23 protein-coding genes and 1 tRNA gene are annotated in these 22,246 nt (G+C 72.3%); 16 read left to right on the top strand and 8 right to left on the bottom strand.

Annotated features, from left to right (window positions below):
* The first annotated feature begins 51 nt into the window (after positions 1–51).
* The 3 genes from DJ010_RS15060 to DJ010_RS15050 all read left to right on the top strand — a co-directional run bounded on the left by DJ010_RS15060 (position 52) and on the right by DJ010_RS15050 (position 2,510).
* The gene (locus DJ010_RS15060) at positions 52–729 is read left to right on the top strand and encodes a Crp/Fnr family transcriptional regulator (RefSeq protein WP_109695220.1); all 678 of its coding nucleotides are present in this window, start codon (positions 52–54) and stop codon (positions 727–729) included.
* Positions 730–804: 75 nt separating this feature from the next.
* Positions 805–1,308: a SigE family RNA polymerase sigma factor gene (locus DJ010_RS15055; RefSeq protein WP_109695218.1), complete on the top strand. Its 504-nt coding sequence runs from the start codon at positions 805–807 to the stop codon at positions 1,306–1,308.
* Positions 1,305–2,510, top strand: coding sequence for a TolB family protein (locus DJ010_RS15050; RefSeq protein ID WP_109695216.1), 1,206 nt, complete (start codon positions 1,305–1,307; stop codon positions 2,508–2,510). The genes DJ010_RS15055 and DJ010_RS15050 overlap by 4 nt, the downstream gene beginning before the upstream one ends.
* A gap of 69 nt (positions 2,511–2,579) precedes the next feature.
* On the opposite strand, the gene DJ010_RS15045 is transcribed toward DJ010_RS15050, so the two are convergent.
* Entirely contained in the window at positions 2,580–3,548 is a 969-nt protein-coding gene (locus tag DJ010_RS15045; RefSeq protein ID WP_245927588.1) for an endonuclease domain-containing protein, read from the bottom strand.
* 200 nt (positions 3,549–3,748) lie between these two features.
* Between DJ010_RS15045 and DJ010_RS15040 the strand changes: the two genes are divergently transcribed.
* Positions 3,749–4,129 carry a YdeI/OmpD-associated family protein gene (locus DJ010_RS15040; RefSeq protein WP_109695214.1) on the top strand — a complete coding sequence of 127 codons (381 nt, stop codon included), beginning with the start codon at positions 3,749–3,751 and terminating at the stop codon, positions 4,127–4,129.
* Here DJ010_RS15040 and DJ010_RS15035 read toward each other — a convergent pair.
* The gene (locus DJ010_RS15035; protein WP_109695212.1) at positions 4,110–4,889 is read right to left on the bottom strand and encodes a helix-turn-helix domain-containing protein; all 780 of its coding nucleotides are present in this window, start codon (positions 4,887–4,889) and stop codon (positions 4,110–4,112) included. The two genes, DJ010_RS15040 and DJ010_RS15035, sit on opposite strands and share 20 nt — an antisense overlap.
* A 112-nt stretch (positions 4,890–5,001) precedes the next feature.
* On the opposite strand from DJ010_RS15035, the gene DJ010_RS15030 reads away from it, so the two are divergent.
* A complete protein-coding gene (locus DJ010_RS15030) occupies positions 5,002–5,352 on the top strand; it encodes a DUF1330 domain-containing protein (protein WP_109695644.1) in 351 nt (116 codons plus the stop codon).
* Positions 5,353–5,356: 4 nt separating this feature from the next.
* Here DJ010_RS15030 and DJ010_RS15025 read toward each other — a convergent pair whose 3' ends face one another.
* From DJ010_RS15025 to sp36, 4 genes are read right to left on the bottom strand one after another with little or no spacing between them, the layout of a single operon-like run.
* Positions 5,357–6,178 carry an MBL fold metallo-hydrolase gene (locus tag DJ010_RS15025; protein ID WP_245927587.1) on the bottom strand — a complete coding sequence of 274 codons (822 nt, stop codon included), beginning with the start codon at positions 6,176–6,178 and terminating at the stop codon, positions 5,357–5,359.
* A gap of 4 nt (positions 6,179–6,182) precedes the next feature.
* Positions 6,183–7,031 carry an NUDIX hydrolase gene (locus tag DJ010_RS15020; RefSeq protein WP_245927585.1) on the bottom strand — a complete coding sequence of 283 codons (849 nt, stop codon included), beginning with the start codon at positions 7,029–7,031 and terminating at the stop codon, positions 6,183–6,185.
* A gap of 17 nt (positions 7,032–7,048) precedes the next feature.
* On the bottom strand, positions 7,049–7,510 hold the full coding sequence (locus DJ010_RS15015; protein WP_109695208.1) for a RidA family protein: 462 nt from the start codon (positions 7,508–7,510) through the stop codon (positions 7,049–7,051).
* Positions 7,510–7,665, bottom strand: a complete 156-nt coding sequence (gene sp36, locus DJ010_RS22305) for a Sp36 family protein (protein ID WP_170124653.1) — start codon at positions 7,663–7,665, stop codon at positions 7,510–7,512. The genes DJ010_RS15015 and sp36 overlap by 1 nt, the downstream gene beginning before the upstream one ends.
* Before the next feature lie 65 nt (positions 7,666–7,730).
* Here sp36 and DJ010_RS15010 point away from each other — a divergent pair, with 65 nt between their 5' ends.
* From DJ010_RS15010 to bagB, 7 genes are all read left to right on the top strand, one after another.
* Positions 7,731–8,144 carry a hypothetical protein gene (locus DJ010_RS15010; protein ID WP_109695206.1) on the top strand — a complete coding sequence of 138 codons (414 nt, stop codon included), beginning with the start codon at positions 7,731–7,733 and terminating at the stop codon, positions 8,142–8,144.
* A 79-nt stretch (positions 8,145–8,223) separates the two neighbouring features.
* Positions 8,224–9,387, top strand: a complete 1,164-nt coding sequence (locus DJ010_RS15005; RefSeq protein WP_146207365.1) for a sensor histidine kinase — start codon at positions 8,224–8,226, stop codon at positions 9,385–9,387.
* On the top strand, positions 9,384–10,049 hold the full coding sequence (locus DJ010_RS15000) for a response regulator transcription factor (RefSeq protein ID WP_281271142.1): 666 nt from the start codon (positions 9,384–9,386) through the stop codon (positions 10,047–10,049). The genes DJ010_RS15005 and DJ010_RS15000 overlap by 4 nt, the downstream gene beginning before the upstream one ends.
* Before the next feature lie 83 nt (positions 10,050–10,132).
* The gene (locus DJ010_RS14995; protein ID WP_109695202.1) at positions 10,133–10,912 is read left to right on the top strand and encodes an ABC transporter ATP-binding protein; all 780 of its coding nucleotides are present in this window, start codon (positions 10,133–10,135) and stop codon (positions 10,910–10,912) included.
* Positions 10,912–13,368: an ABC transporter permease gene (locus DJ010_RS14990; RefSeq protein WP_109695200.1), complete on the top strand. Its 2,457-nt coding sequence runs from the start codon at positions 10,912–10,914 to the stop codon at positions 13,366–13,368. Before DJ010_RS14995 ends, DJ010_RS14990 begins: the two co-directional genes overlap by 1 nt.
* 67 nt (positions 13,369–13,435) lie before the next feature.
* Positions 13,436–14,434: an ATPase BagA gene (bagA, locus tag DJ010_RS14985; RefSeq protein ID WP_109695198.1), complete on the top strand. Its 999-nt coding sequence runs from the start codon at positions 13,436–13,438 to the stop codon at positions 14,432–14,434.
* A 23-nt stretch (positions 14,435–14,457) separates the two neighbouring features.
* A complete protein-coding gene (gene bagB / locus DJ010_RS14980) occupies positions 14,458–15,672 on the top strand; it encodes an ArsA family ATPase (RefSeq protein ID WP_109695196.1) in 1,215 nt (404 codons plus the stop codon).
* Between the two features lie 21 nt (positions 15,673–15,693).
* Here bagB and DJ010_RS14975 read toward each other — a convergent pair whose 3' ends face one another.
* A complete protein-coding gene (locus DJ010_RS14975; RefSeq protein ID WP_109695194.1) occupies positions 15,694–15,984 on the bottom strand; it encodes a WhiB family transcriptional regulator in 291 nt (96 codons plus the stop codon).
* 226 nt (positions 15,985–16,210) lie between these two features.
* On the opposite strand from DJ010_RS14975, the gene DJ010_RS14970 reads away from it, so the two are divergent.
* Positions 16,211–18,568, top strand: a complete 2,358-nt coding sequence (locus DJ010_RS14970; protein WP_109695192.1) for a penicillin-binding protein — start codon at positions 16,211–16,213, stop codon at positions 18,566–18,568.
* Here the strand turns inward: DJ010_RS14970 and DJ010_RS14965 are convergent.
* Entirely contained in the window at positions 18,565–19,023 is a 459-nt protein-coding gene (locus tag DJ010_RS14965; RefSeq protein WP_109695190.1) for a GatB/YqeY domain-containing protein, read from the bottom strand. The genes DJ010_RS14970 and DJ010_RS14965 overlap by 4 nt on opposite strands.
* A 26-nt stretch (positions 19,024–19,049) precedes the next feature.
* Between DJ010_RS14965 and DJ010_RS14960 the strand changes: the two genes are divergently transcribed.
* The 3 genes from DJ010_RS14960 to DJ010_RS14950 all read left to right on the top strand — a co-directional run bounded on the left by DJ010_RS14960 (position 19,050) and on the right by DJ010_RS14950 (position 22,138).
* Positions 19,050–19,991 carry a metallophosphoesterase gene (locus DJ010_RS14960; protein ID WP_109695188.1) on the top strand — a complete coding sequence of 314 codons (942 nt, stop codon included), beginning with the start codon at positions 19,050–19,052 and terminating at the stop codon, positions 19,989–19,991.
* 73 nt (positions 19,992–20,064) lie between these two features.
* Positions 20,065–20,138, top strand: a tRNA-Pro gene (locus tag DJ010_RS14955).
* Between the two features lie 770 nt (positions 20,139–20,908).
* On the top strand, positions 20,909–22,138 hold the full coding sequence (locus tag DJ010_RS14950; RefSeq protein WP_109695186.1) for a DUF222 domain-containing protein: 1,230 nt from the start codon (positions 20,909–20,911) through the stop codon (positions 22,136–22,138).
* The last annotated feature ends 108 nt before the right edge of the window (positions 22,139–22,246 follow it).

Genomic DNA, 22,246 nt, shown 5'->3' with positions numbered 1-22,246 from the left:
CCGGCCTCCTCCTCGGGGACCGGTCCGCCGTACCGAAACCTTGGAGGAACCGTGGACAACGACGTGCTGCGTCAGGCCCCGCTGTTCAGCGCCCTCGACGACGAGGCCGCGTCCGCCCTCCGCTCGTCCATGTCCGAGACCCGGCTCCGCCGCGGCGAGGTCCTGTTCCACGAGGGCGACAGCGGCGACAAGCTCTACATCGTCCTCGACGGCAAGGTGAAGCTGGGCCGCACCTCCTCCGACGGCCGCGAGAACCTGCTCGCGATCCTCGGACCCGGCTCGATGTTCGGCGAGCTCTCGCTCTTCGACCCCGGCCCCCGCTCGGCGACCGTGACCGCCGTGACCGACGCCGAGTTCGTCTCGCTGTCCCACGAGGACCTGCTGCGCTGGCTCGAGGGCCGGCCCGCCGTGGCGCGCGGCCTGCTCACCCAGCTCGCCAGCCGACTGCGCAAGGCCAACGACGTCGTCGCCGACCTGGTGTTCTCCGACGTGCCCGGACGCGTCGCCAAGGCGCTGCTCGACCTCGCCGAGCGGTTCGGCCGCACCGCTGACGACGGCGTGCACGTCCACCACGACCTCACCCAGGAGGAGCTCGCCCAGCTGGTCGGCGCCTCCCGCGAGACCGTCAACAAGGCCCTCGCCGACTTCGCCTCGCGCGGCTGGCTCCGCCTCGAGCCGCGGTCCGTCGTGATCATGGACATGGAGCGGATGACCCGCCGCGCCCGCTGACCCGAAGAAATCCCGGGTTGCTCCACCCCCGCGCCACCCCTTCCGTGCGTCGTCACGGGTGAAAGGTGGTCGGCCATGGTCTCGGAGTCCGCGCGTCACGCGTTCGACGAGTTCGTGCGCGCACGCACGCCGGCCCTGGCCCGGACGGCGTACCTCCTCACCGGGGACGCCCACCTCGCGGAGGACCTCGTGCAGACCGCACTCTTCAAGGCCGCCCGCGCGTGGCACCGGATCGAGGGTGATCCGGAGCCGTACGTGCGGCGCATCCTCTACACGCAGAACGTCTCCTGGTGGCGGCGCCGCAGGTTTCGCGAGACCAGCCTGGCGTCGTACGACGACGCGGCGACCGCCGCACCCGACAGCGACCTGCGGCTAGACCTCGAGGCCGCGCTCGCCCGGCTGACCGAGCGGCAGCGCACCGTGCTGGTGCTGCGGTTCTTCGAGGACCTCACCGAGGTGCAGACCGCCCACGCCCTCGGGATCGGCGCCGGCACCGTGAAGTCCACGACCCGCGAGGCCCTCGCCCGCCTCCGCGCCGTCGCCCCGCACCTCGAGGAGCTCCTGGAGGTGGGGTCATGAGCGGCGAGCAGCTGAAGGAAGAGCTGGCCCGGGTCGCCGAGGGCGCCCCCGACGTGCACGTGCCCGACGACCTCTTCACGCGCGGCCGCCGGGCCACCGTTCGGGCGCGCGTGCTGGTCGGCGCTGCCGCCGTCGCCTGCCTCGCGGTCGTCGCCGCGGTCACCGCCCCGCTGCTCCGCGTCGACGAGTCCGGCGTCGCGGACAACGGCGACCTGGGCGGTGTCCCGGATTCGATCTACGCACCCGACGACGGCGACCTCGACCTTCCTATGACCGACCTCGCTGACGTCGGCCGGGCTGTCGCGACCTATCCGGTCACCAGCGAACAGCGGAATCAGGTGGTCGTGGTCACCCTGGACGGCGACTACCGCCTCACCGCGCTGCCGGGCTACGACGACATGGGCGCCTCCGACGTGCCTCCCCAGCTCTCCCCGGACGGCACCCTCCTCGCCTACCCGGCCGAAGACGATGCGACGAGCCACCTGGCGATCGTCGACCTGCGCCGTGGCAACCTCGCGAAGGTCGACCTCGCCGATGGTCTCGGAGCCCTCGCCACCTCAGCCCAATGGTCCCCCAACGGCGAGCACCTCGCCTGGTCCGGCCAGGTCGTCACGTTCCGCGAGCGATCTCATCGCAAGTACGGCCGGGCGCTGGCGGGCATCGTCGACGTCGGGGCCATGAAGAGCCGGCCCCTGCCTCGCGCTGGCCGCATCGCCTGGGACGGACTCGGAGTCTGCGACGACGGCGCGGCGCTGCGCTACCTCTGGCCGCGCTTCCTCGTCACGCCTGCAGGCGACAGCTCTGAGCGCGAACGGTCGTGGCGACGGTTGGTGGAGACGCACGGCTACTGCACGCCGCCCGCGGTCTACTCGCAAGCCGACCTCACGGACGACGAGCTGGTCGGCTGGATCCCGACTGACGACGAGGCACACGCCGTCCTCCTGACCGAGGGAGATCCGGTCAACTACCTCCTCCTCACCACCGACGGCGCCGTCGAGACGATCGGGGAGGTCGCTCCCTACTTCAACCGCCTCAGCGTTGCCACCGGCTTGATGACCCCCGAGCGCCCCACTGTCCCGGCGGGACCCGATCCGTGGGCGGATCCCTGGATCGTCGATCACTGGTGGATCCCTCTCCTCGCCCTGGTCTCCACCGGACTCCTGATCCTGATCTTCGTCCAGGCGCGGGCCGTGAGACGTTGATTCGTCCCTCGTGGCGGGTTGATTCGTCCCTCGTGGCGTGTTGATTCGTCCTTCGTGGCGTGTCGATTCCTAGCCCGTGGCTTGTTCGATCCTGCGCTGGCGCGAGCCGCGCTCGAGATCACGGACATTGGTGTACGACGGGCGCAGCGCGGCCCGGACCTCCTCGGTCCACCGATCGAGAGCGTCCCTCGTGAAGTCGCCACGCCGTACGACGATCACCGTCCACCCGTGCTCGCGCAGCCACTGCCGACGCACCCTGTCGCGCTCCCGCTGGTCGGGCGTCTGCTCATGGGCCTCCCACCCGTCGTACTCGATCGCGACCCGGTGCTTCGGGTAGGCGAGGTCGATGCGGTACCTCGGTTCGCCGTCCACGACCACCCAGTACTGCGGTTCCGGCGCCGGCAGCCCGGCGTCGTGGATCGCCAGCCGCATCCAGGACTCTCGTGCGGACTCGGCACGCGGCTCCACGAGCCCGACGAGCTCCCGCAGCTGGACCACGCCGCGCCGCCTGCGGTACCGCGCCACCTCGATCACCAGCTGCTCCTTGGTGATGCCGTGCCTCCGACAGATCGCGTCGAGTGCGGCCATGGCGTCGCGCCGGTGCAGGACGCAACCGAGATCAAGAGCCGTGCGCAGGGGTGTCGTGACCCGAAGCCCGTGGAGCAGCATGATGTCGCGCGGCACGAGGTCACGGGTGCGGCCGTCGACACCGTCGCGCTGGGACGGCTGATTGCCCCGCAGCGCGCAGGTCTCGACGGGCGGCGGCGCGTCGTGCTCGGAGTAGAGCAGCATGTCGACGCCGTGCAGCCACGCCGCAGTCCGGTCCCGGACGACGTGGCCCGGCGCCGAGACCAGTGCCACGGCCGCTGCCCGCACCTCGACGGTGTCCTCGAGCGTGGCCGCGGCGTACACGCCTCGGACGACGACGCGGACGTCGCCGTCGCGGACGAGTCGACGCAGCTCGTGGCGGGAGATGCCGAGGTCGCCGATCGCGTCGTACCGGAACGGTCCGGCGGGCAGCTTCTGGATCAGGTTCACGGAGGCAGGGTCCGACGGAAAGCCGGCCGCCGGCTTCGACGACGGGGGACCCTGGGGATGGGGACCGTCGGGTCGATGCCTGTGGACGACAAGTGGCGACCACGCGGGACGAATCAACAGGCCACGAGGGAGGAATCAACCCGCCACGAGGGAGGAATCAACCCGCCACGAGGGAGGAATCAACGTGGAAGAGTGGCGGCATGGTGCTGAGCGGGGTGGAAGTCATGGTGCCGGATCGGGCGGCGTTTCGGGGATGGCTGGAGGCGAACCACGAGAACGAGCCGGCGGCGTGGGTGGTGCTGACGAAGAAGGGCGGGACGGTCACGACGCTGACCTACGAGGAGGCGGTGCTCGAAGCGCTGTGCTTCGGGTGGATCGACGGCCAGGGTCGGAGCCGCGACGCGGAGACGACGTTCATCCGGTTCACGCCGCGCAGCAAGCGGAGCAAGTGGTCGATGTCCAACGTCCACCGCGTCGCCGCGCTCGAGAGCGAGGGCCTGATGACCGACGCCGGCCGGGCCCAGGTCGACGCCGCGAAGGCCGACGGGCGGTGGGAAGCGGCTATCGAGGCGGCCCGGTGAGCGCCTGCCGGGTCACCTCGTCCGCGGGGTAGAACGCCTCGATCGCGAGCTCGGACAGCGTCACCTCGCGGGGGGTGCCGAAGACCGTGGTCGTCGAGATGAACGACAGGACCGCGTCACCCGCCCGCAGCTGCAGGGGCACGACGAGCGCGGCCGAAGCCGGCAGCAGGTCGAGGTCGCCGGCGATCTCGTCGGCGAGCTCGCGCAACGCGCGGTCGCCGGTCGCGTCGTGCTCGCGCCGCAGCCGTACGGCGAGCTGCGCTCGCCACTCGTCGAGGTTGGCGATCCGCGGCGCCAGGCCGCGCGGGTGCACCGAGACCCGGAGGACGTTGACCGGCGGTTCGAGCAGGTCGGGGTCGACACCGTCGAGCAGCGCGAACGCCGCCTCGTTGGCGGCCACCAGCTCCCAGTGCCGGTCGACCACGAGTGCCGGGTAGGGATGGTGGGCCGCGAGGATCGCCTCGAGCGCGGCGTTCGCCTCGGCCATCGGGGGGTCGGACAAGGCGTGCTCCGGGTGGGCGGGGGCGAAGCCGGCGGCCAGCAGGATCTGGTTCTGCTCGCGCAGCGGCACGTCCAGGTGGGCGCAGAGGCGCAGGACCATCGCGCTGGTGGGCCGTGAGCGGCCGGTCTCGACGTAGCTCAGGTGGCGGGTCGACACGTCCGCGCGGTTCGCGAGGTCGAGCTGCGACAGGTTCCGGCGCAGCCGCCAGTCGCGGAGCAGCTCACCGACATGTCCCTGAGCCGCGGGCGAGGTCGTCATGGCGCCGACCGTAGCCGCCGGGCGGCGACGCGGACATGACCTCCGAGGTCATCGACGCCGCGCAGCGCCACGGGGTGTGATCGGCACACCGATCGACAACAGGAGGACCACCATGAACACCACCGCACCCAAGGCCTACGCCCTCGCCTACCTCCGCGAGGTCGACCTCGGCCCCGAGATCGTCGAGTACATCGAGCGGATCGACGAGACCCTGGCGCCGTACGGCGGGCGCTTCCTCGTCCACGGCGGCAGGATCACGCCGGCGGAGGGCGAGTGGGACGGCGACATCGTCATCATAGAGTTCCCCTCGGCGGCCGCCGCCGAGGAGTGGTACGCGTCGCCGGGCTACCAGGCGATCCTGCCGCTGCGCACCGAGCACTCGCAGTCGATCGCCGCCGTGGTCGAGGGCGTGCCGGAGGGCTACCGCGCCGTCGACAAGCTCGCCGTCCTGCTCGCGGGCTGAGGCGTCACCGGGTGGCGAGGTAGGCGAGCTGGGCGCGGACCGACCACTCGGCGGCACCCCAGAGCGACTCGTCGACGTCCTGGTAGACGACCTCGACCACCTGGCGCGGCAGGGTGTCGTCCTCGGCGACGTCGGGGGGCAGGTCGGCGGGCGAGCGGCCCAGCCGGGTGAGGGCCGACTCGACCTGGGCCAGCCGCTCCCGGCGGTGGACGACGTAGTAGTCGAGCACCCCGGCGGCGTCCGGCAGCACCGGGCCGTGGGCCGGCCAGAGGGTGTCCACCCGGCCCTCGCTCACGAGCGCCCTCATCCGTGCGATCGAGGCGAAGTAGGGACGGAGGTCGCCGTCGGGGTGGGCGATCACGGTCGTGCCGCGGCCGAGCACCATGTCGCCGGTCAACAACGCGCGGTCGTCGGCGACCAGCAGCGAGATCGAGTCCGCGGTGTGGCCGGGCGTCGTGAGCACCTCGGCGCGGAGCCCGGCCACGTCGACCACCTCACCGTCGGTCACCGGCTCGGCGCGCCAGCAGAGCTCGGGATCGAGGGCCCGGACCCCGCACCCCATCCGCTCGGCGAAGTCGCGCGCGGCCTCGGTGTGGTCGAGGTGGTGGTGGGTGAGGAGGACGTGGTCGACCTGCCCGGCCGCCTCGGCCACGCCGTCGAGGTGCGCGTCGTCGAGCGGGCCGGGGTCGACGACGATCGACCGCTCGGCGCCGGGCTCGCGGAGCACCCAGGTGTTGGTGCCGTCGAGCGTCATGATCCCGGGGTTGGGCGCGAGCACGCAGCGGCCGCGGTCGCCGTGCTCCCCTCCGGTCCAGGCCTCGGCCACGACGTCAGCCCCTCCGCGCCGCCACCAGCGGGCGCAGCTCGTCGGGCATCGACAGTGTCCAGCCCTCGCCGAGCGGCTCCACCGTCGGCATGAACATCTCCACGGTGCGGCCGTGGGCGGCGGCGAACACCGCCTCGACGCTGCCGTGCTCACCGATCTCCAGGCAGGTGAGGTACGTCGGCGGCAGCATCGCGAGCTCCCCCGCATCGGCCTGGTCGGCTGCGGCTGCTGCGGGCAGCCAGACGACCTCCGAGGACTCCGTCGAGACGTCGCGGGTGCGCTGGCCCTCGGGCAGCAGCGCGACGAAGAACCAGGTGCGGTAGCGCTTCGGCTCGAAGACCGGCGTCAGCCAGCCGGCCCAGGTGCCGAGCAGGTCGGTGCGCAGCACCAACCCGCGCCGGTTGAGGAAGTCGGTCATCGAGAGCTGCCGCGACTCCAGCGCCTCGCGGTCGGCCTCCCAGTCCGCACCGGTGGTGTCGGCGACCACCGTGTCCGCCGACTCACCCGCCAGCAGCACGCCGGACTCCTCGAACGTCTCGCGCACCGCGGCGCACACGAGCGCCCGCGCGACGTCCGGGTCCGTGCCGAGCCGCTGCGCCCACTCCTCCGGCGACGGCCCGGCCCAGGCGACCGTGGTGTCGTCGTCGCGCGGGTCGACCCCGCCGCCGGGAAAGACGCACATGCCGCCGGCGAAGTCCATCGTGACGTGCCGCCTCAGCAGGTAGACCTCCGGAGCCTCGTCGGCCCCCGGCCGCAGCAGGACGACGGTCGCGGCGTTGCGCGGCTCGGCCGCCTCGCGGGTGCCGTCGTCGTACTCGCGGAACGTCTGCACCAGGTTCTCGGGGAGCGGCACGGGAGGGAGGGGGATCCTCAACTGAGGATCTCCGCCACCACGTCGACCTCGACGGGGGCGTCGAGCGGCAGCACCGGCACACCGACCGCCGACCGGGCGTGCACGCCGTTGTCGCCGAACACCTTCCCGAACAGGTCCGAGGCGCCGTTGGCGACGCCCGGCTGACCGGTGAAGGAGGGGTCCGACGCGACGAACGCGCCCACCCGGACGATCCGCACCGCGGAGAGGTCGTCGACGACCGAGCGGATCGCGGCGATCGCGTTGAGCGCGCACTGCTCGGCGCACGCGGTCGCCTCCTCGGCGGTGACCCCGGCGCCGACCTTGCCGGTCGCCATCAACGCGCCGTCGCGCATCGGCAGCTGGCCGGCGGTGTAGACGTAGGTGCCGGACCGGACGGCCGGGAGGTACGCCGCGACCGGCGGCACGACCTCCGGGACGGTCAGCCCCAGCTCGGCGAGCCGCTCCTCCGGGGTGCTCATCAGCCCTCCACCGGACGCTTGAAGTAGGCGATGTCGTTGCCACCCGCACCCGGGATCAGCGTCACCAGCTCCCAGCCGTCCTGGCCGAAGTTGTTGAGGATCTGCGCCGCGACGTGGTTGAGGACGGGCGCCACCTGGTACTCCCACTTGGTCATGGGGTCGACCCTACTCAGCCCCTTGCCCGGTGTGTGCGGGTGCACAGTTGTGCCACGATGCGCGAGTGAATCTCGACAACGCCGTCTGGTTGCTGACGGGGCTCGCCGCTGTCGTCGTCCTGCTGACGCGGATGCGGCTCGCCAACGAGGAGAGCCAGTCGGGCCACGCCCTCGTGCCGCGGGCGGTCGTCAACGCGCACACCCTGGTCGGGGTCGTCGCCCTCGGCGTCTGGATCTACTACCTCACCTCGCCCGACGACCTCGTCGGCGTGGTCTCCCTCGCCCTCTGGTGGATCGAGGTCGGCCTCGGGCTGCTCATCCTGGCCCGCTGGATGACCCGGCCGAGCAAGCACGCCGCCGACACAACCGGCGACAGCTGGGGCCAGGGGCCGGGCCTGTCCGTCCTCGGCCACGTCGGGATGCTGCTCGGCATCTCCTTCTTCACCTGGGTCGTGCTGGCGGACAAGATCTCCGCCTGAGACCCCGGTCGGACCGGGTCGTCACGAGGTCCACCCACGGTCTGACGTGGCAGGGCCGCCCGCCGTCTACGGTGACCGGGTGGCACGTCACGACCGGCAACCGCTGCGGCTCGGACCCCGCGGCGAACGCTGGTTCGACGTCGCCCTGACCGCGTTCCTCCTCCTGCCGGTCCCGATCTTCCTCGTGTGGGGCAGCCGCACCGAGGGCGCGCTGATGACCGTCCAGGTGGTGCCGTTGCTGTGGCGCCGCCGGCACCCGGTCACGGTCTTCGGGGTCATCGCGGTCGCGTGCGGCGTCCAGGCGGCGCTCGTCGACGCTCCGCTGTGGAGCCAGTCCGCCTTCGCGATCGCGACCTACTCAATCGCCCGGTTCGCCACGACCGCGTGGACGCTCGTCGCCGTCGGGGTCGGGCTGGTCGGGGCCGGCATCGCGTCGTACGACTGGCTCCGGCCCTACCCGGCCACCACCGGGACCGCCCACGTCGCCTACGCCCTCACCACCGGCGCCGTCGTCATCGCGGCGGCGGCGCTCGGCGCGCTCGGCCGCACGCGGCAGGCGTACGTCGACACGCTGGTCGAGCGCGGCCACCGGCTCGAGCGCGAGGCCGCACAACAGGCCGCGCTGGCCGCGATCGACGAGCGGCACCGCATCGCCCGCGAGATGCACGACGTGGTCGCGCACGGCCTCACCACGATCGTGGTGCAGGCCGATGGCGCCCGGGCGGCCGCAATCCACGACCCGTCGGTGGCGGAACCGGCGTTCGCGACGATCTCCGCGACCGGGCGCGAGGCGATCGCGGAGATGCGGCGGATGCTCGGCGTGCTGCGGGCCGAGCGCGGCGAGACCGCTCCCCAGCCCCGGCTCGCCGACCTGCCCGACCTGGTCACCGAGGCGCGGGCGGCGGGCACCCCGATCGAGCTCGACCTGCCCGACCCGCTGCCAGCGGTCTCCGACGGCGTCGCGCTCACCGCCTACCGGGTCGTGCAGGAGGCGCTCAGCAACGTCCGCAAGCACGCCGGCCCGGACGCCGCCGCGACGGTGCGCATGCGGCTCGAGGAGGGCGGCGAGCACCGGCTGGTGCTGGAGATCGCCGACGACGGCAGGGGCGCCGCCGCGCCGTACGACGGACGCGGGCTCGGCCTCACCGGCATGCGCGAGCGCGTGACCGCCCACGACGGCACGCTCGAGGCGGGACCCGGGCCGGGCGGCGGCTTCGTCGTCTGCGCGAGGATCCCGCTGTGACCGACCAGCCGATCCGCGTCTTCCTCGTCGACGACCAGGAGCTGGTCCGGGCCGGCTTCCGGATGCTCATCGACAGCCAGCCCGACCTGACCGTCGTGGGCGAGGCGGGCGACGGCGGCGAAGCGCTCGAGCGGCTCGCGGTGACCGCGGCCGACGTGGTGCTGATGGACGTGCGGATGCCGCGGATGGACGGCGTGGAGGCCACCCGCCGGCTGCAGGACCGGCCCGACCCGCCGCAGGTCGTGGTGCTGACGACCTTCGACCTCGACGAGCACGCCTTCGCGGCGATCAAGGCCGGGGCGGCTGCGTTCCTCCTCAAGGACGCCACCCCGGAGAGCCTGCTCGGCGCGATCCGCACCGTGCACGGCGGCGACTCCGTGGTGGCGCCGACGACGACCCGGCGGCTGCTCTCCCACTTCGCCGCCGCGCTCCCCGACCCCGCCGCTCCGGCGCCGGACCGGCGGCTGGACGGGCTCACGGACCGGGAGCGCGAGGTGCTGGTGCTCGTCGGCCGCGGCCTGTCGAACTCCGAGATCGCCGGGACGTTCACCGTCTCGGAGGCGACCGTGAAGACCCATGTCGGCCGGCTGCTCGCCAAGACCGGCTCCCGCGACCGGGTGCAGCTCGTGGTGCTCGCGTACGAGACCGGTCTGGTCCCCTAGGACCCAGGTCCACCCCGCGTCGTACGACCGGATCCACCCGCGGCCCGACGATCGGGGGACGCGCGCCGACGAGTCTCGTCGGCATGACCACAACCAGCGCAACCAGCGCAACCAGCGTCACCACCACCAGCGCCGCCAGCGCCCGCGGCCTGACCCGGACCTACGGCCGCGGCGACCGCGGCGACCTCGTCGTCCACGCCCTGCGCGGCGTCGACCTCGACCTACCCGCCGGCCGGTTCACCGCGATCATGGGGCCCTCCGGGTCCGGCAAGTCGACGCTCATGCACTGCCTCGCGGGCCTGGACCAGCCGACGGCCGGGGAGGTCGTCGTCGCGGGACAACGCCTCGAGGGTCTCACCGACGACGAGCTGACCCGGTTCCGTCGGGACCGGGTCGGCTTCGTGTTCCAGGCGTTCAACCTGCTCCCGATGCTCACCGCCGAGCAGAACATCCGGCTGCCCGCCGAGCTGGCCGGGCGGTCCGGGCGCGACCTGCGCGAGCGGTTCGACCGAGTCGTCGACACCCTCGGCCTCCGCGACCGGCTGGCCCACCGCCCCGCCGAGCTCTCCGGAGGTCAGCAGCAGCGGGTCGCGGTCGCGCGGGCCCTGGTCGGCGACCCGGCGATCGTCTTCGCCGACGAGCCGACCGGCAACCTCGACAGCGCCGCGTCCGCAGAGGTCCTCGGCTTCCTGCGCCGGTCGGTCCGCGAGCTGGGCCAGACCGTCGTGATGGTGACCCACGAGCTGGAGGCGGCGTCGTACGCCGACGACGTGGTGATCCTCGGCGACGGCCGGATCACGGCCCGGCTGGCGGCGCCGACCCGCGACGCCCTGCTCGCCGCACTGAAGGGCCGGGCGGCCTGATGCGCTCGGTCGTCCTCGGCTCGCTGCGGTCCCACACCCGGCGGTACGTCGCCGCGCTGCTCGCCGTCGTCATCGGCGTCGGCTTCGTCGTGGTCACCGCGGCGCTGTCCTCCGCCGTCCGCGACGGCCTGCTCGCCGACCTCGACGTCCCCTATGCGGGTGCCGACGTCGTCGTGGAGAAGCCGGAGCCGGACCAGGCCGCCGCCCTCCTCGAGGCGGCCGCGGACGGCGCCGCCGACGCCTGGCTGGTCGCCTGGTCGATCCAGCCGGTCGCGCTCGACGGCGGCGACGGCGCGGTCGTCGACGACAGCGCCGACATCGGCCAGCTGCCCGCCGACGCCGACCGGCGCTGGCTGGACCTCGAGGCCGGGCGTTTCCCCGAGGGTCCCGGCGAGGCCGTCGCCGACCCGGACGCCGCCACGGGCGGAGGGTTCGGGGTCGGCGACACCGTGCTGGTCGGCAGCGGCCCCGACGCGCTCGAGGTCGAGGTGGTCGGGCTGGCCGACTCGCCCACGCCGTTCGCGGCCGCGACGCTCTACCTGCTGTGGGAGGACCTCCAGCGCTGGCAGGACGCGCTCTACGTCAGCAGCGTCGCCTGGGCCGACCCCGGCGACGAGGACGCTGCCGCCGAGGCGGTCGCGGCGGTCGTCCCGGACGCCGAGGTGCTGTCCGTCGACGCGTTCGTGCAGCAGGTGCAGAAGGAGGTCAACAACCAGGTCGACCTGGTCGCGGTCGTCGTGCTCCTGTTCGCGACCATCGCGCTGGTGGTGGCGGTGCTGGTCATCAACAACACCTTCGCGATCCTGTTCGCCCAGCGGGCGCGCGACTTCGCGCTGCTCCGGTGCGTGGGCGCGACCCGGCGCCAGGTGCTGCGGTCGGTGCGTCTCGAGTCGGCCGTGCTCGGCTGCCTCGCTGCCGTGCTCGGTGTCGCGGCGGGTGCGGCGGTCGGGCACGGCATCGTCGCGCTGGTCCGGTCGCAGTGGCCCCAGGCTCTGTTGGGCGAGGCGTCCATCGGGGCCGGTTGGCTGGTCGCCGCGGCTGCCGTCGGCGTGGGGGTCACGGTCGTGGCCGCGTGGCTGCCGACCCGCCGCGTGGTGCGGGTCAGCCCGCTGGTGGCGCTGCGTCCTGACGACAGCGCCAGCCCACGCACCGCGTCCGGCCGGCTCCGCGTCGCGGCGGGCGTGCTCGCCGTCGCCGTCGGTGTCGGGCTGCTCGCGGCGGCAGCACTGGCGACGGCGCTGCCGGTGCTCCTGGCCGGCGGCGTCCTCACCTTCGGCGGCGTGCTGCTGCTGGGACCGGTGCTGGTGCCCGCGCTGGTGCGCGCCGCCGGCCCCTTTGCCGGCCGGCTGCTCGGACCGGCCGGCCGGCTCGCGGCGGGCAACGCCGTACGCAACCCGCGGCGGGCCGCCACCACCACCGCCTCGCTCCTCATCGGTGTCACCCTGACCACGGCGGTCCTCACCGGCATGGCGAGCTCCCGCTCCGCGCTGGTCGAGGAGATGGCGCGGCAGCACCCCGTCGACGTGGCGCTCATCGGTGTCGACGGCCCGCTCCCCGCCGAGCTCGTCGACCGGGTGTCAGCCGTCGCCGGCGTGACCGGCGCCGCCCCTGTGGTCGGCACCAGCACCGAGGTCGGCGACCTCGGTCGGCTCCCGGTGCTCGAGGCCCCGGGAGCCGGTACGACGGCCGCCGGGCTGCTCCGCGACGACGACCGGCTGCCCCGCCACGGGACCATCGTCGTCCCGTGGGACGTGCTCGAGGACGGCGACGGCACTGCCGAAGCAGGCGATCGGGTCCTCGTCGGCGCCGGCGACCGCGCCGTCTCTCTGCGCGTCGTCGGTGGCGAGGGCTGGGGCGCCGCGGCCCTGGTCGCACCGGGTGTCCTCGACCGGATCGACCCTTCTTCCGATGTCCGCGCGATCTGGGCCCGGGTCGCCGACGACGCCGACCCCGATGAGCTGTCCGGCTCGCTGGAGGCGCTGGCCCGGCCCGTCGACGCGGAGGTCGAGAGCGGCGTGGACCGGCGCGACCACGTCTCCTTCCAGCTCGACGTGCTGACGGCCGGGGTCGTCGGGTTGCTGGCGATCGCGGTGGTCATCGCGCTGGTGGGCATCGCGAACACGCTCGGGCTCTCCGTCCTCGAGCGGGGGCGGGAGCACGCGCTGCTGCGGGCGCTGGGCCTCACCCGGGGCCGGCTCCGGACGATGCTGGCCGCCGAGGCGGTGCTGCTGTCGGTGGTCGCCACCCTGCTCGGGACCGCGCTCGGCGTCGGGTTCGCCTGGGCCGGCGTGCGCGCGCTGGTGCAGCCGGCGATCGACGGGGCCGGGTTGGTCCTCCCCTGGGGCCAGCTCGCGGCGGTCGTCGGGACGTCGGCGGTGGCGGCACTGCTCGCCGCCGTGCTGCCGGCCCGCCGGGCCTCGCGGACACCGCCTGCGGCGGGGCTGGCCCTGGACTAGCCGCACCGGACCGGTCGCCGCCCGGGCACGGAGCGGGCCCGCCGCGGAGCCTCGCTACGCTGCCCGGGTGAGCGATTGGTCGAAGGTTCGGCTGCACGTCGTCACCGGGAAGGGTGGCACGGGCAAGTCGACCGTCGCGTCCGCGCTCGCGCTCGCGCTCGCCCACCAGGGCAAGAACGTGCTCGTGTGCGAGGTCGAGGGCCGTCAGGGACTGGCGCGGATGTTCGACGTCGACCCGCTCCCCTACCAGGAGCGACGGTTGACCACGGGGCTCCCGGACGAGGACGGCGGCCGCGGCATCGTCCACGCGCTCCACATCGACGCCGAGTCGGCCCTGCTGGAGTACCTCTCGATGTACTACCGCCTCGGCCGCGCGGGCAAGGCGCTCGACCGGTTCGGCGTCATCGAGTTCGCCACCACCATCGCCCCCGGCGTGCGGGACGTGCTCCTCAGCGGCAAGGTCTACGAGGCCGTCGAGCGCAACAGCCGCAACAAGGGCGCCATCCGGTACGACGCCGTGGTGCTCGACGCCCCGCCGACCGGCCGGATCACGAACTTCCTCAACGTCGGCGGCGAGGTCGGCGGGCTTGCCAAGGTCGGGCCGATCAAGACCCAGTCCGACACGATGATGAAGCTCTTCCAGTCGCCGCGGACCGCGGTGCACCTGGTGACGCTGCTGGAGGAGATGCCGGTCCAGGAGACCATCGACGGCATCGCCGAGCTGGAGCGGGCCGGCCTTCCCGTCGGCGGCATCGTCGTCAACATGGTGCGGCCGCGCGACCTCTCCGACGACGACCTCGCTGCCGCCCGGGCCGGCACCCTGGACCGCAGCCGGATCGAGGCCGAGGTGAAGGCCGCCGGCATCGAGGTCACCGACGCCCTGCTCGACGGGCTCCTGCACGAGGCCCGCGAGCACGCCGAGCGCCGCGCGCTCGAGGACGCCCAGCGCGCGGTGATCGCCGGGATCGACGTACCGACCTACGAGCTGCCGCGCATGGCCGGCGGGGTCGACCTCGGCGCGCTCTACGAGCTCGCCGGCCTCCTCCGCGAACAGGGAATGGCCTGACCAACCCCACGAAAGGGACGTTGATGGCACGCAGCACGACCCAGCGACAGACCCGCGTCGGCCCGGCCTCCCCGGACGCCCGGCGCGCCGGGTCCCTCGACGTCGACGCGCTGATCGCCGACCGGCGGACCGGGATCATCGTCTGCTGCGGCTCCGGCGGCGTCGGCAAGACCACGACGTCGGCAGCGCTCGCGCTGCGTGCAGCGGAGCAGGGGCGGAAGGTCGTCGTGCTGACGATCGACCCCGCGCGCCGGCTGGCGCAGTCGATGGGCATCGAGGCCCTCGACAACACGCCCCGGCCGGTGACCGGGCTCGACGAAGCCGCGGGCGGACACCTCGACGCGATGATGCTCGACATGAAGCGCACCTTCGACGAGGTGGTCGAGTCGCAGGCCAGCCCCGAGAAGGCGCAGCAGATCCTCGCCAACCCGTTCTACATCGCGCTGTCGAGCTCGTTCGCGGGCACGCAGGAGTACATGGCGATGGAGAAGCTGGGCCAGATCCATCGCGATGCGCAGGCGGCGGGGACCTACGACCTGATCGTGGTGGACACGCCGCCGTCCCGGTCGGCGCTCGACTTCCTCGACGCCCCGGAGCGGCTGTCCAGCTTCCTCGACGGGCGATTCGTGCGGCTGCTCCTCGCGCCGGCGCGGGGTCCGGCGAAGCTGATGACCGCCGGGTTCAGCCTGATCACCAACGCGCTGACCAAGATCCTCGGCGCGCAGTTCCTCAAGGACCTGCAGACGTTCGTGTCCGCGCTCGACACCGTGTTCGGGGGATTCCGGCAGCGGGCCCAGAAGACCTACTCGCTGCTCCAGGCCGACGGTACGGCGTTCCTCGTGGTCGCCGCGCCCGAGCCGGACGCGCTGCGCGAGGCGGCGTACTTCGTCGAGCGGCTGAGCGAGGACGGCATGCCGCTCGCGGGCCTCATCGTCAACCGCGCCAGCCCGGCGCCCGACAGCCCGCTGCCCGCGGAGGACGCGCTGGCCGGGGTCGGCAAGCTGCGGCGGGACGGCAACGGCACCCTCGCCGCCGGGCTGCTCCGGCTGCACGCCGACCAGGTGCAGCTGGTCGAGCGCGAGCGCGCGCTGCGCGAGCGGTTCGCGACCGCGCACCCGCAGGTGCCGACCGTCGTCGTACCAGCGCTCGCCGGCGACGTGCACGACCTCGACGGCCTCCGCCGGATCGGCGAGCTCCTGGCCGCTTCCGGCGGGAGCTCGACCGACCGGTCCGACTGAGTCGGACCCGGTCAGGTCCGGTCAGGCCTCGACCGAGACCTGCTCGGTCTCGCGGTCGCGCGCCGTCTCGAGCACCTTGCGCCAGGAGGCAGCAGGCCGGCGACGGAGCAGCGCACGCCGCTCACGCTCGGTCATCCCACCCCAGACGCCCCACTCGATCTGGTTGTCGAGCGCCTCCGCGAGGCACTCCGTCCGCACCGGGCAACCGGTGCACACCATCTTGGCCTTGTTCTGCTCCGCGCCCCGCACGAACAGCTGGTCCGGCTGCTCGTTCTTGCAGGCTGCGCGCAGGGCCCAGTCCTCTACCCACATGTTGTTGTCCCCATCATGTGTAGGAGGGCGGCACCCCCACAGCGCCGCGAAGTCCTCCTCGTCGTGCCAAGGTAAAGTACAGGTCTGGACCAGCGCATCACCAGTTCTGTTCAACCTTCCTGGTCACATTTCACTAGGCCGAGGCGTGACGAGCGGGTTTTCAGGCGGCGACCACCCTGAAACGTGAGTTCCGGACCCATCGCCGGTCTCACGTACGCTGGGCGCCATGGCGCGCTCCAGGACCGATGGTCTGTCTGCTCCCAAGGTGGTGTCGCACCTCGCGGTGATGCTGGTCGTCAGCGCCGTGCTCGGTGTCGTGGTGTCCGGTCTCGCGATCCCGTTCGCCGGCGTGCTGGGCTTCGCGGCCCGCAACGTGTCCGAGTCGATCGACGAGCTGCCGCAGGAGCTGGAGACCGACCTGCTCCCCCAGCGCACCGAGATCCTCGACGCCAACGGCAAGCAGATCGCGACCATCTACGACCAGAACCGGGTGATCGTCCCGCTCCGGGCGATCTCGCGGACCATGGTCGAGGCGATCATCTCGATCGAGGACTACCGCTTCTACCAGCACGGCGCGCTCGACGTGAAGGGCACCATCCGGGCCCTGTTCACCAACCAGGCCGCCGACGGCGTGGTCCAGGGCGGCTCGTCCATCACCCAGCAGCTGGTCAAGCTGACCCTCGTCAACCAGGCCAAGTCCAAGGAGGAGCGCAAGGCGGCCACGGACGACACCTACGCCCGCAAGCTGCGCGAGCTCCGCTACGCCATCGCCCTGGAGAAGAAGTACTCCAAGGACTGGATCCTCGAGCGCTACCTCAACACCGCCTACTTCGGTGACGGCGCCTACGGCATCCAGGCCGCCGCCCAGCACTACTTCAACGTCAACGCCAACGAGCTGAACCTGCGCCAGTCGGCCATGCTCGCGGGCATCGTGCAGAGCCCGGGCGCGTTCGACCCGACCGAGAACCCCGACCGCTCGCGTGAGCGCCGCAACGTCGTCCTGGAGCGGATGGCCGAGCTGAGCGTCATCTCCCAGAAGAAGGCCGACAAGGCCAAGGCGCTGCCGCTCGGCCTCGACGTGCAGAAGAAGGAGCGCGGGTGCGTCAACTCACCCGCCCAGTTCTTCTGCGAGTACGTCATCGCCTGGCTCAAGAAGGACCCCGCGCTCGGCCGCACCCCGCGCGAGCGGTGGCGGCTGATCGAGAACGGCGGCCTCACCATCACCACCTCGATCGACATGCGCATGCAGGAGGCGGCGCAGACGTCGATGAACAGCCACGTGTACCCCCAGGAGAGCGTGATCGGCGCGATGGCGCTGGTCGAACCGGGCACCGGCTTGGTGAAGGCGCTCGCCCAGTCCCGCGAGCTCGGCAAGGGCCCGGGCCAGACGTTCCTCAACTACACGGTGCCGAAGGAGTACGGCAACGCCGCCGGCTTCCAGCCCGGCTCGACGTTCAAGACGTTCGTGCTCGCGTCCGCGATCGAGCAGGGCATCCCGCTCAACAAGACCTACAACGTCCCGGCCGAGGCGTTCATCCCGGAGAACACCTTCGAGACCTGCGACGGCCCCTACCAGAGCTCGAACGTGTGGAGCGTCTCGAACTTCGACTTCGCTCCGCACACGGTCAACCTCTACACGGGTCTCCAAGGCTCGGTGAACACGTTCTTCGCCGAGCTCGAGCAGGAGACCGGGATCTGCGAGCCCTACCGGCTCGCCAAGCGCCTCGGCGTCCGGCTCACCAACCCGAAGGACGAGATGCGACCGGCGTTCACGCTCGGCTTCGTCGACGTCAGCCCCCTGGAGATGGCCGAGGCCTACGCGACGTTCGCGGCGCGCGGCAAGCACTGCGACTCGCTGCCCGTCACCAAGATCGCCGACAACCAGGGCAACGTGCTCAAGGACTACAAGCCCAAGTGCACCCAGGAGCTCCCGAGCCCCGTCGCCGACGCCGTCAACGACGTGCTCGAGGGCGTGACCGCACCGGGTGGCTTCGGGCAGTACATCGCGCCGCCGCAGCCCTCGGCGGGCAAGACGGGCACCTCGTCGGCCAACCGCTCGGTGTGGTTCGCCGGCTACACACCGAACCTGGCCGGCGCCGCTGCCGTCGGGGGCGTCAACGAGGTCGGTGAGCCGGAGTCGCTCGACGGGAAGCTCATCGGTGGCGTCGTCGCGTCGACCTCGGGATCGTCGACCGCCGGACCGATCTGGGGCGATGCCTTCAAGGCGCTCGCGCCGTACCTCCCTGACGAGGACTTCGTCCAGCCGTCCGGCGAGGACGTCGCCGGAGTCCTGATCCCCGTGCCGTACGTCGGCGGCTACTCGATCGAGTCCGCGACGGCGCAGCTCGAGGGCGCCGGGTTCCAGGTCGCCAACGGCGGGTACGTCGACTCGGCCGCCGCTCGCGGCACCGTCGCCTACACCTCGCCGGCGGCGGGCTCGATGTTCGGCTCGGGCGACACGGTGACGATCTACATCTCCGACGGCACGCCGAGGAAACCCGACCGGAACAACGGCCGCGGCAACAACAACGGCAACGGCAACGACAACAACGGCAACAACGGCCGAGGTCGCGGGCGCGGTTAGCCGAGCTGGCGCCGTACCTCCGCCGCGACGGCGGCGCCGTCGGCGCGGCCCTTGACCTGGGGCTGCACCAGGCCCATCACCTGGCCCATCGCCTTGGGACCGGCGCCGGCCGCGCCGAGCTTCTCGACGGCGGCCGTGACGATCTCGGCGATCTCCTCGGGGCTGAGCTGCGCCGGGAGGTAGTCGGCGATCACCGCCGCCTCCGCGCGCTCCTTGGCCGCCATCTCGGGCCGGTTGCCCTCCTCGAAGGCGACCGCAGCCTCCCGCCGCTTCTTGGCCTCGGTCGAGAGGACCGTGAGCATCTCGTCGTCGGACAGCTCCTTGGCGGTGCTGCCGGCCACCTCGGCGTTGGTGACCGCGGTGAGGATCATCCGGATCGTGGAGGAGCGCACCTCGTCCCGCGCCTTCATGGCGGCGGTGAGGTCGGTGCGCAGGCGGTCCTTCAGCGAGTTCATGCGAACGATTCTGGCAGGCTGGTGCAGTGCGCCCCTCACGGATTGTCGGTCTGCTCGGCACCGGCGTCGCTTCCGGAGTGCTGGCGACGGCGTACGCCGCCTGGGAGGCGCGCCAGTACACGCTGCGGAAGGTGGACGTCCCGGTCCTCCCGGCGGGCATGCGGCCGCTGCGCGTGCTGCATCTCAGCGACATCCACATGACGCCGGGCCAGACCCGCAAGCAGGAGTGGCTGCGCGGGCTGGCGACCCTCGAGCCGGACCTGGTGATCGACACCGGCGACAACCTGGCCCACCGCGACTCGGTGCCGGTCGTGCTCGACAGCCTCGGCGGGCTGCTCGACCGGCCGGGCGTGTTCGTGCACGGCTCCAACGACTACTTCGAGCCCGGCTTCCGCAACCCGATCAGCTACCTGCTGCCCGACAGCGGCAAGCGGCACGTCAACGTGCCGGCGCTGCCCTGGGGTGGCCTCACGGCCGGCCTGGCCGGTGCCGGCTGGCTCGACCTCACCAACCGCCGCGCCGCGCTGGTGGTCGGCGAGGCCCGGATCGCGTTCGCCGGCGTCGACGACCCGCACCTGCGGTACGACGACCTCGAGGCCGTGTCCGGGCCGGCCGACCCGGCGGCCGACCTCCGGCTCGGGATCGCGCACGCGCCGTACCTCCGGGTGCTGGACCAGTACGCCGCCGACGGGTACGACGCGATCGTGGCCGGTCACACCCACGGCGGCCAGGTCTGCCTGCCCCGGCTCGGCAACCTGCGCGCCCCCGGCCGCGCGCTGACGACCAACTGCGACCTCGAACCGGAACGGGCTCGCGGCCTGCACCGCCACCCGGCGGACTCGAAGCCTGGTGAGGCCGGGTCGGCCTGGCTGCACGTGTCTGCGGGTCTCGGCACCAGCCCGTACTCACGGATCCGGGTGGCGTGCCGCCCCGAGGCCACGCTGCTCACCCTGCGCGCTCGCGACTGACCGGTCCCGGCCGCCCCGGGGTGGGTCCGATTGTGGGAGCGCGGATCCCCTCGGCTATGCTCCCGTGCTTGTGCGGGCTGTGGCGCAGCTTGGTAGCGCGCCTCGTTCGGGACGAGGAGGCCGCAGGTTCAAATCCTGTCAGCCCGACCGCATGATGTCCCCGGACATCACCGCCAGCGGACCTACGAGATCGTAGGTCCGCTGGCGTTTTCCACCCCCTCGGTCGTCGAGGAGGCCGCCATCGGTCGTCGAGGATGCCGAGCGCTCTGCGCGAGACCGTATCGAGACGTCGTCCGGTCGTCGAGCAGGCCGAGCGCCCTAGCGCGAGGCCGTATCGAGACGCCGTGCGATCACTGCGACCTTTCGGCTGTGGGTGGTGGCGACCGAAAGGGCTTTCGGCGGGAGCGAGGAGCGCGCGGCTGCGCGCCGCCGCCGACTGACGGGCCGCGCCCCTCGGTCGTCGAGAAGGCCGCTATCGGTCATCGGGGAGGAACCGAGCCACTCTCGGTCGTCGAGTAGGCCGAGCGCCCTGGCGCGAGGCCGTATCGAGACGCCTACCGCTGCCCGCGGCCTCGCCGCTGTGGGTGGTGGCGACCGCCATCGGTCGTCGAGTAGGCCGAGCGCCCTGGCGCGAGGCCGTATCGAGACGCGGTGCGATCACTGCGGCCTTCCGGCTGTGGGTGGTTGCGACCACCGTCATCGGTCGTCGAGTAGGCCGAGCGCTCTGGCGCGAGGCCGTATCGAGACGCGGTGCGATCACCGCGGCCTTGCGGCTGTGAATCGTTCGATCGAAAGGGCTTTGGACGGAGCAAGGAGGACAATGGTCGCCGCCATCTCCCGGCCGGCGGGCCCCAGATTTCCTCAGATGAATCGCGTTCACCGTTGCTGTTCGAACACTTGTTCGATAGACTGAGCGCATGACTTCACCCGGCGCGCTCGAAACGGCAACCGCCGTCCTCGACCACGCCCGGGAACTTGCCGAGGTCCCATGGGACCAGCTCACCGGCGCCGAGGCGGTACAGGCCGCCGCTGCCCTCGCCCAGGTCAAGGCCCTGGTCGACGGCGCGCTGGTCGGCCTGGCCGAGCAGCTGGAGTCCACCGGTGCACCCGAGGCGATCGGGTGGGCCTCGACCAAGGACTTCCTCACCCACCTCCTCGGCGGCCGCAAAGGCACCGGCGGCACCCTGACCCGGGTGGCGAAGAAGACCAGCCGCCTCCCCGCCGTCCGTGCTGCTCTTGCTGCCGGCCAGATCTCGCTCGCGCAGGCCGCGGTCATCGGCGGCCGAGTGTCGACCTTGCCGCAGGCACCCGAGCTGCGCGAGGACGCAGCATCCAAGATGCTGGGGCTGGTCGCCGAGCACGGCTACGACGCCACCGACCTCGACCACGCCTTCCCCACCGTGGTCCGCGAGCTCGACCCCGACGGCACCCTGCTCTCAGCCGACCTGGACAAGGACCGTGCCGAACGCGGCGCCCACCACGCCCGCTACCTCTCCTTCACCCCCGACACCCTCGGCGGGGTGCGGATCAAGGGCTACGCCACCATCGAGGAAACAGAGCTCGTCAAAGCCGTCCTCCTGCCGCTCTCAGCACCCGTGACCACCGAACCCGGCGCCTGCGGCGGGGAACCCCGCAAACCCGAGCAGGGCTTCGAGCTCGACGACAACGGCCACCTCCTCGGCAAACGCTGCCCCGACCCCGAATGCGCGCACACCGGTGCCGACCCCAGGGAGCACGGCACCCGGATGTGGGACGCCCTCCTCGAGGCCTGCCGCCGCCTCCAGCACACCGACAGCGTTCCCCACGCCCACAGCACCACCGCCCGGATCACCATCACCATCCCCCTCGCCAACCTGCTCGAGCAGACCGACGGACACCTGGCCGACGGCGGCATCCTCCCCACCGGCGATCGCTTGTCGGCCGCTGCCGTGCGCCGGCTCGCCTGCGATGCCGAGATCATCCCCGCCGTCCTCGGCAGTCAGGGTCAGGTCCTCGACGTGGACCGCACCCAACGCCTGGTCACCACCGGCATCTGGAACGCCCTGGTCCTGCGCGACCACCACTGCGCCTTCCCCGGCTGCACCCGCCTCCCCCTCGCCTGCGACGCCCACCACATCACCCACTGGGCTGAACCGTTACGGGTTTGATGCCGCTCCTGTTTGAGTCCAGGAGGATGAGCACATGCCCAAGAAGATCGATGCCGCGGTCAAGGAACGCGCGCTGAGGATGTTCGCCGACCATCGGCGGGACTATCC

Origin of the sequence: Nocardioides silvaticus (genome assembly GCF_003160695.1) — a bacterium.
Lineage (GTDB): Bacteria > Actinomycetota > Actinomycetes > Propionibacteriales > Nocardioidaceae > Nocardioides > Nocardioides silvaticus.
Note: the sequence above shows the minus strand (reverse complement) of the source record. Positions and strands in the feature narration are given on the sequence as shown.